General features: G+C 61.4%; 14 protein-coding genes. 8 read left to right on the forward strand and 6 right to left on the reverse strand.

Features of this window, described 5'->3' with window-relative positions; all coding sequences use genetic code 11:
• Nucleotides 1-123: 123 nt before the first annotated feature.
• On the reverse strand, nt 124-786 hold the full coding sequence (locus tag ACWGTO_RS05800; protein WP_142866649.1) for a haloacid dehalogenase type II: 663 nt from the start codon (nt 784-786) through the stop codon (nt 124-126).
• Between the two features lie 168 nt (nt 787-954).
• Here ACWGTO_RS05800 and ACWGTO_RS05805 point away from each other — a divergent pair, with 168 nt between their 5' ends.
• From ACWGTO_RS05805 to ACWGTO_RS05820, 4 genes are all read left to right on the forward strand, one after another.
• Nucleotides 955-1833, forward strand: coding sequence for a branched-chain amino acid aminotransferase (locus ACWGTO_RS05805; RefSeq protein WP_454573897.1), 879 nt, complete (start codon nt 955-957; stop codon nt 1831-1833).
• Between the two features lie 186 nt (nt 1834-2019).
• A complete protein-coding gene (locus ACWGTO_RS05810; RefSeq protein WP_112395582.1) occupies nt 2020-2622 on the forward strand; it encodes a superoxide dismutase in 603 nt (200 codons plus the stop codon).
• Between the two features lie 163 nt (nt 2623-2785).
• Nucleotides 2786-3223: a c-type cytochrome gene (locus ACWGTO_RS05815; protein ID WP_454573898.1), complete on the forward strand. Its 438-nt coding sequence runs from the start codon at nt 2786-2788 to the stop codon at nt 3221-3223.
• A gap of 9 nt (nt 3224-3232) precedes the next feature.
• Nucleotides 3233-4183, forward strand: a complete 951-nt coding sequence (locus ACWGTO_RS05820) for a c-type cytochrome (RefSeq protein WP_454573899.1) — start codon at nt 3233-3235, stop codon at nt 4181-4183.
• Nucleotides 4184-4189: 6 nt separating this feature from the next.
• Here ACWGTO_RS05820 and ACWGTO_RS05825 read toward each other — a convergent pair whose 3' ends face one another.
• From ACWGTO_RS05825 to ACWGTO_RS05835, 3 genes are all read right to left on the reverse strand, one after another.
• Entirely contained in the window at nt 4190-4579 is a 390-nt protein-coding gene (locus ACWGTO_RS05825) for an SET domain-containing protein (RefSeq protein WP_454573900.1), read from the reverse strand.
• 147 nt (nt 4580-4726) lie between these two features.
• Nucleotides 4727-5353: a LysE family translocator gene (locus tag ACWGTO_RS05830; RefSeq protein ID WP_454573901.1), complete on the reverse strand. Its 627-nt coding sequence runs from the start codon at nt 5351-5353 to the stop codon at nt 4727-4729.
• Nucleotides 5354-5355: 2 nt separating this feature from the next.
• A complete protein-coding gene (locus ACWGTO_RS05835) occupies nt 5356-7473 on the reverse strand; it encodes a S9 family peptidase (protein WP_454573902.1) in 2118 nt (705 codons plus the stop codon).
• Between the two features lie 114 nt (nt 7474-7587).
• Here ACWGTO_RS05835 and ACWGTO_RS05840 point away from each other — a divergent pair, with 114 nt between their 5' ends.
• Nucleotides 7588-7959 (forward strand): SH3 domain-containing protein, encoded by a 372-nt coding sequence (locus ACWGTO_RS05840; protein WP_454573978.1) that lies wholly within the window; start codon nt 7588-7590, stop codon nt 7957-7959.
• A 415-nt stretch (nt 7960-8374) separates the two neighbouring features.
• Complete coding sequence (locus tag ACWGTO_RS05845) at nt 8375-8800, forward strand: MucR family transcriptional regulator (RefSeq protein ID WP_023673680.1); 426 nt, start codon at nt 8375-8377, stop codon at nt 8798-8800.
• A gap of 60 nt (nt 8801-8860) precedes the next feature.
• On the opposite strand, the gene ACWGTO_RS05850 is transcribed toward ACWGTO_RS05845, so the two are convergent.
• Both ACWGTO_RS05850 and ACWGTO_RS05855 read right to left on the reverse strand, forming a co-directional pair.
• Nucleotides 8861-9289, reverse strand: a complete 429-nt coding sequence (locus ACWGTO_RS05850; protein WP_454573979.1) for a SufE family protein — start codon at nt 9287-9289, stop codon at nt 8861-8863.
• Between the two features lie 116 nt (nt 9290-9405).
• Entirely contained in the window at nt 9406-9780 is a 375-nt protein-coding gene (locus ACWGTO_RS05855; RefSeq protein ID WP_454573903.1) for a DUF5330 domain-containing protein, read from the reverse strand.
• Nucleotides 9781-10317: 537 nt separating this feature from the next.
• On the opposite strand from ACWGTO_RS05855, the gene ACWGTO_RS05860 reads away from it, so the two are divergent.
• Both ACWGTO_RS05860 and ACWGTO_RS05865 read left to right on the forward strand, forming a co-directional pair.
• A complete protein-coding gene (locus ACWGTO_RS05860; RefSeq protein WP_454573904.1) occupies nt 10318-12063 on the forward strand; it encodes a PAS domain-containing sensor histidine kinase in 1746 nt (581 codons plus the stop codon).
• Nucleotides 12038-12826, forward strand: a complete 789-nt coding sequence (locus ACWGTO_RS05865; protein ID WP_454573905.1) for a peptidoglycan-binding domain-containing protein — start codon at nt 12038-12040, stop codon at nt 12824-12826. Before ACWGTO_RS05860 ends, ACWGTO_RS05865 begins: the two co-directional genes overlap by 26 nt.
• Nucleotides 12827-12889 lie beyond the last annotated feature (63 nt).

Consider the following 12889-nt stretch of genomic DNA (forward strand, 5'->3'; position numbering starts at 1 on the left):
CGCACTGTCGGCCTACCCCCCAATGCCTGGCGCGACAGGCGGTTCCGATTCTGGCCTGAGGGTGGACAAACAAAGGCGAAGCTGTGACCGTCCTGCCACTGTTGCTCCAAGGCAACAGAGCCCTTAGCCGCCCGTCAACAACCCTTCCAGCGACGGCAGGATAAGCGCCGGCGGAAAGTCCCTGTATTCCTCAGGCTGGTTGGCGCGGTTGATCCACACGGTGCGAAAACCGAATTTGGTCGCCCCGGCAATATCCCAGCGGTTGGACGACTGAAAGGAGACCGCGCCTGGATAGAGGCGCCAGCCTGTCGCCACCATGTCGTAGGTCGACGGGTCGGTCTTGAAGCGCTTGACGGCATCGACGGAAAAGATGTCGTCCAGTACCTGGTCGAGGGCCGCCGACTTGACAGCAGCTTCCAGCATCTCGGGCGAACCGTTGGACAGGATTGCCAGCTTGGCGCCGGACGCTTTGAGCGCCTTGAGCACGGCGGGAACTTCCGGATAGCAGTCGAGCCGCCAATAGGCTTCGAGCAGCTTTGCCTTCAGCCCCTTGTCTGCTGAGGGAACCTTGCGCAGGGCGAAATCGAGCGCCTGTTCGGTGAGCTGCCAGAAATCGGCATAGCCGCCCATCAGCGTGCGCACCCAGGAATATTCCAGCTGCTTGGCGCGCCAGATTTCCGACAGAAGCTGGCCGTCAGGCCCGATCTCGCCGTCGTGACGGCGCACGGCGGCATGCACGTCGAACAACGTGCCGTAGGCGTCGAAAACGTAAGCCGCGTAATGCATGGCAACAGTTTTGAGCGCAGGCGGGGCAAGGTGCAAGCATCGATTGCAGTCCTGGTCGCTTTCTTGCGGCTCGCTGGCCTCAACAAAATCCGCCGGATGCCGGTTGACGGCGCCGCCCAAAGCATCTTCCAATGTCGGCAACAGGCAGCTTTGAAGCGGAACCGAACAATGACACTGGCGACTGCGGCGCTCTCGACGACATGGACCTTCGTCGACGGCGACTGGTACGAGGGCAACGTCGCCATCCTGGGGCCGCGCAGCCATGCCATGTGGCTTGCCACCAGCGTCTTCGACGGCGCCCGCTGGTTCGAAGGCGTCGCCCCCGACCTCGAGCTGCATGCCGCCAGGGTGAATGCGTCCGCGATCGCGCTCGGCCTGAAACCGTCGATGAGCGCCGACGAGATCGTCGGACTGACCTGGGACGGACTGAAGAAGTTTGACGGCAAGACCGCGGTCTATATTCGGCCGATGTACTGGGCCGAGCATGGCGGCTATATGGGCGTGCCGGCCGATCCGGCCTCGACCCGCTTCTGCCTCTGCCTCTACGAATCGCCGATGATCTCACCGGCCGGCTTTTCGATCACCGTGTCGCCGTTCCGGCGGCCGACGATCGAGACCATGCCGACCAATGCCAAGGCCGGCTGCCTCTACCCCAACAATGGCCGCGCCATTCTCGAAGCCAAGATGCGCGGCTTCGACAATGCGCTGGTGCTGGACATGCTGGGCAATGTCGCCGAGACCGGAACCTCCAACATTTTCCTGGTCAAGGACAGCCATGTGCTGACGCCGGCGCCGAACGGCACCTTCCTGTCCGGCATCACCCGCTCGCGCACCATGACGCTGCTTGGCGATTACGGTTTCAAGACCACCGAAAAGATGCTGTCGGTACGCGACTTCCTCGAAGCCGACGAGATCTTTTCGACCGGAAACCATTCCAAGGTTGTGCCGATCACCCGCATCGAGGACCGCGATCTCCAGCCCGGGCCGGTAGCCAAGAAGGCGCGTGAACTCTATTGGGAATGGGCGCATTCGAAGCCTGCAGGCTGAGCCGCCGCGCTTCGTTTGCTAGGCGTTCTTTTTTGACGCAGCATCCTGTCGGCAAAACCGTGTGACACTTTTCCTGAACCCGCTTAGAAAAGGAGCCGGCACTTCAGTTCCGGAGTTGTTCCAGATCAATCCAGCCCTATCTTAATCCGGTATTCACACCGGGTTTTTCCATGAGGAGTATGACCGATGGCTTTTGAATTGCCCGCTTTGCCCTATGATTACGAGGCGTTGCAGCCCTACATGTCGAAGGAGACGCTGGAGTATCACCACGACAAGCACCACAAGGCCTATGTCGACAACGGCAACAAGCTGGCCGCGGAAGCCGGCCTTGGCGACCTGTCGGTCGAAGAGGTGGTCAAGCAGTCGTTCGGCAAGAATGCCGGCCTCTTCAACAACGCCGCCCAGCACTACAACCACATCCATTTCTGGAAGTGGATGAAGAAGGGAGGTGGCGGCAACAAGCTTCCCGGCGCCTTGCAGAAGGCGGTCGACGCCGACCTCGGCGGCTATGACAAGTTCAAGGCCGACTTCATCGCCGCCGGCACCACCCAGTTCGGCTCGGGCTGGGCCTGGGTCTCGGTCAAGGACGGCAAGCTGGCAATCTCCAAGACCCCGAATGGTGAGAATCCGCTGGTCCATGGCGCCTCGCCGATCCTCGGCGTCGATGTCTGGGAACATTCCTACTACATCGACTACCGCAACGCCCGGCCGAAATATCTCGAGGCTTTCGTCGACAGCCTGATCAACTGGGACCATGTCCTCGAACTCTACGAAAAAGCGAAAGCCTGACTGATCCTGAGAAGCCCCGGTACCCGGGGCTTTTCTTTTTCCGCTCGAAACGGGAAGCACACAGCAAATCGGCAGAATGCGTGTCGGCGAGAGGGAATAATCCCGTCTCGCCATCCGTTAACGTCAGGTCGCGAACCCTCATTACCCCCTTGGAGCCAATTGAATGAGAAAGCTTGTCATCGCCATCTCTATGCTCAGCCTCGCCGCATCGGCTGCTTTTGCCGACCCGATCCTCGACCGGCAGGGACTGATGAAGGAGCGTGGAAAGATCGTCGGCGGCCTGTCGAAAATCGCCAAAGGCGAACAGGACTTCGATGCCGCCGCCGTGCTGACGGCCTTGCAGGCATTGCAGGTCAATGCCGAGAAAGTCGATGTGGACACGTTGTTCCCGGCGGGCAGCGATACAGGTGACACCACGGCTTCGCCGAAAATCTGGGAAGACATGGCCGGCTTCAAGAAGACGAACGAGAAATATGTCGCCGACGTCAAGGCGGCGGTAGCCGCGGCGCCTGCCGATGTCGATGCGCTCAAGGCGCAGATCGGCACTCTCGGCAGCGATTGCGGCACCTGCCACCAGACCTACCGGGTGAAGAAGGGCTGACCCCGGGCAATGGCCCTGTTGAAAAAACTCATCGGCGCCGCCCTTGTCCTGGGCGTCGCCGGCGCCGGGGCCGGCTGGTTGTTGTCGGCGCCAGTGAAACTCGACACCGAAACCCTGGCGCAACTCGGCCCCGGCGATGCCGTCAGGGGCAAGCGCATCTTCAATGCCGGCGGCTGCACCTCCTGTCACGCAAAGCCGGGGTCCAAGGGCGAAGCCCGCCTGCAACTGGTCGGCGGCCTTGAACTCAAGACCCCGTTCGGCACCTTCGTGCCGCCCAACATCTCGCAAGATCCCAAGGACGGCATCGGCGCCTGGACGGTCGAGGACCTCGCCAATGCCATGCTGAAGGGCGTGTCGCCTTCGGGCGAGCATTTTTATCCGGCCTTTCCCTACACGTCCTATGCCCGCATGAAGCCGGCTGACATTGCCGATCTCTATGCGTTCCTGAAGACGCTGCCGGCGGTTGCCGGCAAGGCGCCGGACAACTCGCTCAGCTTCCCCTTCAACATCCGTCGTGGTCTTGGCCTGTGGAAGCGGCTCTATCTCGGCAAGGAACCGGTGGTTGCCTTTGCCGACGGCACGCCTGACCCGGTGCTGGCCGGCCGCTATCTCGTTGAAGGACCCGGCCATTGCGGCGAATGCCACACGCCGCGCGACATCACCGGCGGCACGCAGAAAGGCCAATGGCTGGCCGGTGCGGCCGCCGCCGAAGGCAGCGGCATCGTGCCGAACATCACATCGGGCGAGGGTGGCATCGGCGATTGGTCGGAAGCCGACATCGCCAATTACCTCGAAACCGGCTTCACGCCCGATTTCGATTCCGTCGGCGGCGCCATGGTCGACGTGCAGCGCCACATGGCCGAACTGCCGCCGGAAGATCGCGCAGCGATAGCCGCCTATCTCAAGGCGGTGCCGCCGCATCCCAACGGCTACCCGGTACGCGCCAAGCCGGCCAAGTGATCCCTGTTACGGATGGCGGTCGCCAAGGAAATCGAAGCCGCTGTCGAAGAAGTGGTTGTAATTGCAGGTCAATTCCTCGCCGGGTGCGATGTCGCGCAAAGCATAGGTCTCCTCGGGCGAGGAAACATCGCAATTCGGTTCGTCGTCATGGTTCATGTAGCGCGCGTCGTCGGCTTCGAAGACGATGTAGCTCGGATCGCGCCGGTCGGGATAGGAATAGCGATCGAGATAGCTCTTCACCGGCCCGCTCTCGCCCTCATAAGTCTCGACGTCGATGATCCGGTCAAAGCGCGGGTCGAGCTTCCAGACCAACGTGCCCTTGGCAATGTGGGTTTTGGCGAAAACACCGATGCCCTGGATCGGCGATTTCTCAAGATAGGTGTCGACGAGCAGCATTGTGGACCCTTTGCGTATGCCATGACCTGGAAGGCGCCGCGCATTGGGTAGCGCGCAGCCATCCCAAATGCGAGTAAAAATGCGCAGCGAGAAATTCAAAAAGTGATGATCAGCACGCCTCGAAGGGCGCGCCTTTCGCCACCGACATCAGCGCTGCTGCAAAGCCAGGCGAATGCCCAAGGCGCAGTAGATGCCGCCAACCACCTTGCCTTGCCATTTCACCACGGATGGATTGCGGCGCAGGAAAGTGCCGAGCCGGCCCGCGCTTACGGCAAAAACAACTGTGCTGAAAAGGCCGAGCAGAACAAAGATTACACCCAGCATCATCAGCTGGAGCATCACCGATCCGTTTTCAGGTCGCACGAACTGCGGCAGGAAGGCGAGGAAGAAAAGCGCGGTCTTTGGATTGAGTACTTCAGTCAGGACGGCCTGTCGAAACGCCTTGCCCGCGGAGATCGCGAGCGCGCCGGCAGCAGGATCGGCCGGTGTTCTCTCGATGATCGCGCGAACGCCGAGGTAAATGAGATACGCCGCGCCGATGTATTTCACGATGCTGAACAGTGTTGCCGAGGTGGCGATGATCGCTGAAATGCCGACCATCGCCATGACGGTATGGAACACATCGCCAGCCGCGACGCCGGCTCCCGTCGCGATGCCAACTCTCGTTCCGGAACTCGTCGCTCGCGCCACCGTCAGAAGCGTGGCTGGGCCTGGAATAAACACAAAGCCAAGCACAACCGCGATGTAAGTCGTCAAAGTGGGGAGATCGATCATTTCTACGCCTCCGTTGAAGTCTCAGCCTTGCCTGTCACCTTCAGCGCAAAGGAATAGGTGTAGGCGATCTCCTCCAGCCGGGAAAACCGGCCGGAAGCGCCGGCATGGCCGGAATCCATGTTGATCTTGAACAGCACCGGATTGTCGCCGCTCTTGCGCTCGCGCAGCCGCGCCACCCATTTGGCCGGTTCCCAATAGGTGACGCGCGGATCGGTCAGGCCGGCCAGCGCAAGGATCGGCGGATAGTCGTGATCGGCGACATTGTCATAGGGCGAGTAGGCGGCGATGATCCGGTAGTCCTCCGCTGACGCGATCGGATTGCCCCATTCCGGCCATTCCGGCGGCGTCAGCGGCAAGCTTGCGTCGAGCATGGTGGTCATCACGTCCACAAAGGGAACCTCGGCAATGATGGCGCCGAAACTTTGCGGCGCCATATTGGCGATCGCACCCATCAGCATGCCGCCGGCCGAGCCGCCTTGCGCGACGATGCGGTCGTGTTGTGTGTAACGCTCGGCGACGAGGTGCTGCGCGACGGCGATGAAATCGGTGAAGGTGTTCATCTTGTGCTGGCGCTTGCCGTCGTCGTACCAGCCATAGCCCTTGTCCTTGCCGCCGCGGACATGGGCGATGGCAAAGACAAAGCCTCGGTCGACCAGCGAGAACCAGTTGGTGTTGAAGGCGGCTGGAATGGCGATGCCGTAGGAGCCGTAGCCGTAAAGCAGGCAAGGTGCGGAACCATCGAGCGGCGTGTCGCGGTGATGTAGGAGCGAGATCGGCACAAGTTCACCATCGGCGGCAGGCGCCATCAGCCGGCGCGTGACATAGTGGTCCCGATCATGGCCGGAGGGCACTTCCTGGGTCTTCAGGAGCACGCGCTCGCGGCTGCGCATATTGTAGTCGAAGACCTGCGCCGGCGTCGTCATCGACGAATAGGTGAAGCGCATGATCTCGGTGTCGTATTCATAGGATCCCGAAAGGCCGAGCGAGAAGGCCTCTTCGTCGAACGAGATCAGATGTTCCTCGCCGTTGCGGCGGTCGCGCACGACGATGCGCGGCAGGCCCTCCTTGCGCTCGAGTCTGATCATATGGTCCTTGAAACCGACCACCGACAGGATCAGCCGGCCCGGCTCGTGCGCCACCAGCTCTTGCCAGTTGGCGCGCACCGGGTCATCAGCCGGCGCCGTCATGATCTTGAAGTCCTTGGCACCGTCGGCATTGGTAAGGATGAAGAAGATGTCGCCGCCTTCTTCCAGGTCATATTGCAGGCCGGTCTCGCGCACCGCCACAAGCTTTGGCTCGGCGAAGGGTTCATCGGCGCGCATCAGGCGGTATTCCGAGGTTTCGTGATCGTTGATGCCGATCATGATCCATTCATTGGAGCGCGTGCCGCCGACATCCATGAAGAAGCCGGGGTCGGTTTCCTCATAGATCAGCCGGTCATTCTCGGTTCTGTCGCCGAGCGCATGGAACAGCACCTTGGACGGGCGATGATTGTCGTCGAGCCTGGTGTAGAAGAAACCGTCATCGGCGGCATTCCAGGTGCCGCCACCACTGGTGGCGCCTATCTGGTCGGGCAATTCCTTGCCGCTGGTGAGGTCGCGCACGCGCAGCGTGAAGAATTCGGAGCCCTTGTCGTCGAACGCCCACAAAAGCTTGCGATGATCGGCCGAATGGTCGACGCCGCCGAGACGGAAATAGGGCTTGCCCTCGGCTTCCGCGTCGCCGTCGAGCAGGATCTGCTCATCGCCGCCATCGCGCGGCATGCGGAAATAGCGCGGCTGTTCGCCTCCAAGCTTGAAGGATGAGCCATAGGCATAGGGGCCATCCTTCATCGGCACCGTCGAGTCGTCTTCCTTGATGCGGCCTTTCATCTCGCCGAACAGCTGCTTCTGCAGCTCTAGCGTGTCGGCCATCAGTGTTGCCTGATAGGCGTTTTCGGCTTCGAGATGGGAGCGGATGCGGCCGTCGAGCAGGGAAGGGTCCCTGAACATCGCCTGCCAGTTATCAGCCCTTAGCCAGGCATAGTCGTCGGTGCGGGTAAAGCCGTGATGCGTGTCGAAGACGGGGTGTTTCTCGGGGCTCGGCGGGCTGGCGGTCGGAAAGGCTGGGGTCTTGGTCATTGCGTCTCACTGGAGAAGTTACTTGAATGGCAAATGAACACGCCGATCAGCGCGGGTTCAAGGGCAGGCAGGCATTGGTGCGGCGGGCTCGCGACAATGAGCCGAAAGGAGAGGATGATGAATTTCTACACCAGCACCGCCGCGGCTCTCGCCGTCGCTTCGACCGTTCTGGCCGTTACCGGCCAGTCTCATGCAACCGCGTTCGCCGCTTGGCAAGTGGCTGGTGTGCCGTTCGGCGACACGCTCAACGTTCGCAAATATCCGTCCAACGCATCCCAGAAGCAGGCTGCCTATCCCAACGGGACGATGCTGCAGATGACCGGCAAGTGCACCGGAGGGCTGAACCTTCTGGAGATCGCCGGCCAGCCGCACTGGAAGCAGAAACAGGCAATCCGCTACCAATGGTGTCAAGTTTGGCACGACCCAGCGCAGAATGGCGGTTTTGTCGCTGGCTGGGTCTACGGAAAATATCTCGTTCCCTATTGAATCCGGTCTAAAGCAGGTCTTCCTTTGGCGGGTCTCGCAAACACCTTGCAACTTCTGATTTTGTACGAATCAAACAATTCAGCCATTCGAGCCTACAAAGCATAGGCTAAGCATCGCAGTCCACTTTATGAGTCCTTGCTGATTTAGTGATGCATGACCTTACGTCATGCCAGTCCTGGTCCGACCAGAAAATATCGCGAAGTTACAGAGTGCACGAAAGATTGAAGCTGAAGAGCGACTATTCGATGAATATCGTTGAATATAGCGCAAGATGCGAATTGACTTACTTGGCCCGCAGGCTCATTAAGATGTCCGGACGCGAATCCATGAAGCTCTTCCAGCGTGAAATTCGCGCCATGCCCGATCTCTCAAAAAGGGCGCAAACAGAAACATCTTTCGTTGGGGCCTGAACACCATGGATATCGTCGAAACACCTTCCAGAAATAGCGATGCGCTGATCGAGCTGACCGCCGATGTGGTCGCTGCCTACGTCAGCAACAATCCCGTGCCAGTCGGCGAACTGCCGAATCTTATCGCCGACGTCCATGCTGCTCTCGGGCGCGTGGGCGGAGCAAGCGAACAGCCTCCCGCCGACAAGCAGAAGCCTGCGGTAAACCCGAAGCGTTCTGTCCATGACGACTACATCGTCTGCCTTGAAGACGGCAAGAAGTTCAAGTCGCTGAAGCGTCATTTGATGACCCACTACGGTCTGACGCCCGATGAATACCGCGAGAAGTGGAATCTCGACGCCAGCTATCCGATGGTTGCTCCCAACTATGCTGCTGCCCGTTCGCAGCTGGCCAAGAAGATGGGCCTCGGCCGCAAGCGCAAGGGCCGGTAACACCGGCTGCAGTTCGACAAGATCAACGGCGCCTTCGAGGCGCCGTTTTTGTTTCCGGAACTAAGCGGTCTGCTTGAGCGCCATTTCGGCATCGCGCTTGATGCGCTTGACCATCGAACGCAGACCGTTGGCGCGCTGCGGCGACAGGTGTTCGTCGAGGCCGAGCGACTTCAGCGTCGCTTCGGCGTCGGTTTCCAGGATCTGGCGGGCGGTCCTTCCCGAAAACAACGCCAGCATGATGGCGACCAGGCCGCGCACGATATGGGCGTCCGAATCGCCAGTAAAGGTGATGACGGGATCGGCGCCTGGCGCTTGTTCCGTGGTCAACCAGACCTGGCTGACGCAGCCGGGAACCTTGTTCACGGAATTGCGTTCGGCGTCGGGAAATGGCGGCAGCGCTTCGCCGAGCTCGATCACATAGCGATAGCGGTCTTCCCACTCGTCGAGCAGGGAAAAGTCGTCGCGGATCGTCTGGATCGTCGTGGCCATTGCTTGGGATATAGTCATCCGCGGCCGCGGCGTCACGGAAAAAGAAGAAAAACACCGCAGGCGCCGAGAGGTCCTACCGGCCTGCGGTGTCGCTGTAGAGACAGCGGAAACGGTGTTTAGTTCTTCACCACCAGGTTGGCAGGTATGTTGACGGTCGCCGGCAGCACGATGTCCTCGGCAACGCTGCCGGTGGCCAGTGAGGTATCGGGCAATGTCGTGGGCTCGGTGCCCTTGTCGTCCAGCATGGCGGCCGCGATCTTGGCGGTTTCCTTGGCCCGGGCGGTGATCGTGTGCATCGCCGACTTGCCGGTCTCGCAGACATCGGGCTTGCGCTCGCAAATGCCGGCGATGTCGCCGACCGCCTCGCGCGCCGCGAACAGTGCCTGGATCGGCCCGACGCTCTCGTGGCCCTCCTCGTCGGAGCCTACGCCCAGCGGCAGCGCCAGCAGCACCAGCGAAAACCAGAACGCCATTCTAATCAGAAAGCCCATCGATCTGCCCTCTCGTCCATGACCGGATCATGCGTCCATGCGACATGACCTCTTTTATATCAGCGACAATGACACATGAGGCGCAAAGGACGGCTTGCTTGCCCAGCGAAAATTTTCCTCAAATTTTAGGCAAATTCGAAACGGAGCATTTTGCAATGCATTGGCTTCAACTGCCGGCGATTCCCTTAACCCTGCACTAACCATCCAAGCGATTGTTATGCATGGATATATCCAGAAGGATTGGCATGCCGGCTCAGGATTTTGCCGCCTCAGGCACGCCTTTTGCCCATAACGCTCCGTTTACTATGGCCGCAAATGACGGTGCATTCTGGCGCCGGCACCACAATTTTTGCCGTAGGGGCGTCGTTGTTCCGGTCAGCCTTATTCATTCCTTAAACGCTGGATGCGAGTTTCAAACAAACAAAAACGACCTGCAAAGCAGGGGCAGTCACGACCGGGTGCGAGTGCGTTGAGTTGAGTTTGATAAAGGCCAGATATATTGAACTGCCTGGCGCGCTGGCAGCCGGTTGCGAACGCATGGTCCATCCAGCCATCGTCGGCCGGGACGACCGCCTGCGCCAGCGCCGGTTCATCGGCATCATGCTTGCCGCTCCGTTCTTTGCCGCGGGTGCTGCGGTGACACTGGTCACCTCGGGCATGGGTGCCGCCGTCACCGTCGCAACAATCTTCGCCGCGTTCGGTCTTTGCTGGTTCGCCGCCTTGCTGGTGGCGGCGTCGGGCAAGATGGCGCTGGCCGCCCAGGTTGCGCTTGCCGCCGGCGGTCTTGCCCTTGCCGGCGCCATCGCGGCAGCGGGCGGCCTGGCGTCGCCGGTTGCGCTGCTGGTCCTGGCGCTGCCATTCGAAGCCTGGTGGATCGGTGGTTCAAAGCGCGCGGCACTTTGGGGCGGCATTTCCGCCCTTGCCGCAGTGCTGCTGCAGCCCTTTGTCGGCTCGGTCGTCCCGCTCGGCGCGGTGCACGTCGCGGTGTGGCACTGGCTGCTGCCCCTGGCCTGGGGGCTGACGCTGGTTCCTCGCCTTGCAGCTCTTGGCGATGCCGCACGCGCGCGGCATGCGCTCCTTCCAAGCGATCGCCTCGAAGACATGATCGACGCCGTTGTCCTGCATGTCGCCCGGCACGGCGAAGTCCTGGATGCATCGGCCAAGGCGCGCACCATGCTGAAACTGCCGCCGGAACTGCTTTTCGGCGCCGGGTTGTTCGACCGCATCCATCTGTCCGATCGCGTCGCCTATCTGAGCGCCCTTGCCGACATGCGCGATGGCGCCCTGGCGCGGCGGCTCGATCTTCGGGTAAGGCTGCCGCAGGACGGCAATGCTCCGATGGCCGACAATTATCGGCCATTCCAGCTCGAACTGGTTCAGGCCGAGGAGCAGCAGGAGACCTTCACCCTGCTGCTGCGCGAGAACGACGAGATCGCCGAACTGCGCGACGAGCTTGCCGCTGCCAGTGAGGCGGCAGCCTCGGCCGAGGTGGCGAAGGGCCGCTTCCTGGCGGTGGTCAGCCACGAGCTTCGCACGCCGCTCAACGCCATCATCGGTTTTTCCGACATGCTGCTGCATGAAATGTTCGGCGGCTTCAAGGACCCGCGCCAGAAGGAATATGTCGGCCTGGTCCGGGATTCGGGCCAGCATCTGCTTGCCGTCGTCACCTCGATCCTGGACGTGTCGAGGATCGAGGCGGGCGCCTACGCGACCCAGCCAGAACCGTTCCGCTTCATCGAAGCGGTCGAGATGTGCCAGTCGATGATGCAGCTGCAGGCCAGCGCCAAGAACATCGACCTCCAGGCGCAAATTGCGCCCGACGCCGGCGAGATCAATGCCGACCGCCGCGCCGTGCAGCAGATCCTGATCAACCTTGTCTCCAACTCGATTAAGTTCACACCGGATGGTGGCGATGTCGTCGTCGGCGCCAAGCGGATCGGCTCGCGGCTGCATTTCTGGGTCAGGGACACCGGCATCGGTATCGCCGAGGAGGATTTCGCCAATCTCGGCAAGCCGTTCATGCAGATTCAGAACGACTATACGCGCCGCTTCGAGGGCACCGGGCTCGGCCTGTCGCTGGTCAAGGGCCTGGTGGCCCTGCATGACGGCACGATGTCGATCGAGAGCATGCCGGGCGAGGGGACCACGGTCACGATCAGCCTGCCGGTGAACGGGCCGAAGAAGCGCGCGGCCGACAGGAACGGCGTGCTGCCGATGCCCGTGACCAGGACGAAGGGCGACGCGAAAGGGGACAGGAATGGCTCGCTCCGCAAAACAGCCTAAGGCGGTCAAGCGCCGCAGCGGCGCTTTCGAGGCCGGCGCGATTGCGCTCGGCGGCGCGATCTCGCGCAATCCGGTCCTGGTCGGTGGCTCGACCGCCTTCCTGGTGACGCTGTTCTACGTTTCCGCCAACGCGCTGTGGTACCAGCCGTTTCCGCATGCCGGCGCCTTCTTCGCCACCCGCAGTATCGAGGGTTTCCCGCGCCCCGGCACAGACGAACCCGAAACCACCATCAACATCCTGCGGCCCGGCGCGGCGCCGGCCAAGAGCGACCCGACGGTCGAGCAGGTGCAAGGCATCCTGAAAGATCTCGATTTCTACACAGGCACGGTCGACGGCATTTCCGGGCCAAATACACACAAGGCGATCCAGGCCTACCAGCAGAAGGTCGGCTTGCCGGCATCCGGCGAGATCGACGCCGTCCTGCTCGACCAGCTCGGCGCCAAGCAGACAACGGCGGGTATTCCGCATCCGGCACCACGGCCGGTGTATATGGCCGCTGCTCCTGCTGTCGCGCCCGCGGCTGCACCCGCACCAATTCCGGTCTCCGCGCCGGCATCCGCCCAGGCGCTCGATCCCCGCATCGTCAAGATCCAGGCCGGGTTGAAGGCATTCGGCAATGACGACATGCAGCTCGATGGCGTCGTCGGCGCCCGCACCAAGGCTGCGATCAAGGAATTCCAGTCACTGTTCGGCCTGCCCGAGACCGGCGAGCCCGACGAGGTCGTCTACGTCAAGATGCGCGAAATCGGCCTGACCAACTGAACAGACCAGGCGACCGCTCGCGGGCGACTAAAAATCCGGCTAAGACGCTGCGCATGTCGTCCG

Source organism: Mesorhizobium sp. PL10 (genome assembly GCF_053714315.1).

What these genes read in the sequence shown, in the direction of transcription:
- ACWGTO_RS05800 (WP_142866649.1), bottom strand. Translation starts at nt 786, where the DNA reads ATGCATTACGCGGCTTACGTTTTCGACGCCTACGGCACGTTGTTCGAC.
- ACWGTO_RS05830 (WP_454573901.1), bottom strand. Translation starts at nt 5,353, where the DNA reads ATGATCGATCTCCCCACTTTGACGACTTACATCGCGGTTGTGCTTGGC.
- ACWGTO_RS05865 (WP_454573905.1), top strand. Translation starts at nt 12,038, where the DNA reads ATGGCTCGCTCCGCAAAACAGCCTAAGGCGGTCAAGCGCCGCAGCGGC.
- ACWGTO_RS05825 (WP_454573900.1), bottom strand. Translation starts at nt 4,579, where the DNA reads ATGCTGCTCGTCGACACCTATCTTGAGAAATCGCCGATCCAGGGCATC.
- ACWGTO_RS05815 (WP_454573898.1), top strand. Translation starts at nt 2,786, where the DNA reads ATGAGAAAGCTTGTCATCGCCATCTCTATGCTCAGCCTCGCCGCATCG.
- ACWGTO_RS05810 (WP_112395582.1), top strand. Translation starts at nt 2,020, where the DNA reads ATGGCTTTTGAATTGCCCGCTTTGCCCTATGATTACGAGGCGTTGCAG.
- ACWGTO_RS05855 (WP_454573903.1), bottom strand. Translation starts at nt 9,780, where the DNA reads ATGGGCTTTCTGATTAGAATGGCGTTCTGGTTTTCGCTGGTGCTGCTG.
- ACWGTO_RS05850 (WP_454573979.1), bottom strand. Translation starts at nt 9,289, where the DNA reads ATGGCCACGACGATCCAGACGATCCGCGACGACTTTTCCCTGCTCGAC.
- ACWGTO_RS05860 (WP_454573904.1), top strand. Translation starts at nt 10,318, where the DNA reads ATGGTCCATCCAGCCATCGTCGGCCGGGACGACCGCCTGCGCCAGCGC.
- ACWGTO_RS05820 (WP_454573899.1), top strand. Translation starts at nt 3,233, where the DNA reads ATGGCCCTGTTGAAAAAACTCATCGGCGCCGCCCTTGTCCTGGGCGTC.
- ACWGTO_RS05845 (WP_023673680.1), top strand. Translation starts at nt 8,375, where the DNA reads ATGGATATCGTCGAAACACCTTCCAGAAATAGCGATGCGCTGATCGAG.
- ACWGTO_RS05805 (WP_454573897.1), top strand. Translation starts at nt 955, where the DNA reads ATGACACTGGCGACTGCGGCGCTCTCGACGACATGGACCTTCGTCGAC.
- ACWGTO_RS05835 (WP_454573902.1), bottom strand. Translation starts at nt 7,473, where the DNA reads ATGACCAAGACCCCAGCCTTTCCGACCGCCAGCCCGCCGAGCCCCGAG.
- ACWGTO_RS05840 (WP_454573978.1), top strand. Translation starts at nt 7,588, where the DNA reads ATGATGAATTTCTACACCAGCACCGCCGCGGCTCTCGCCGTCGCTTCG.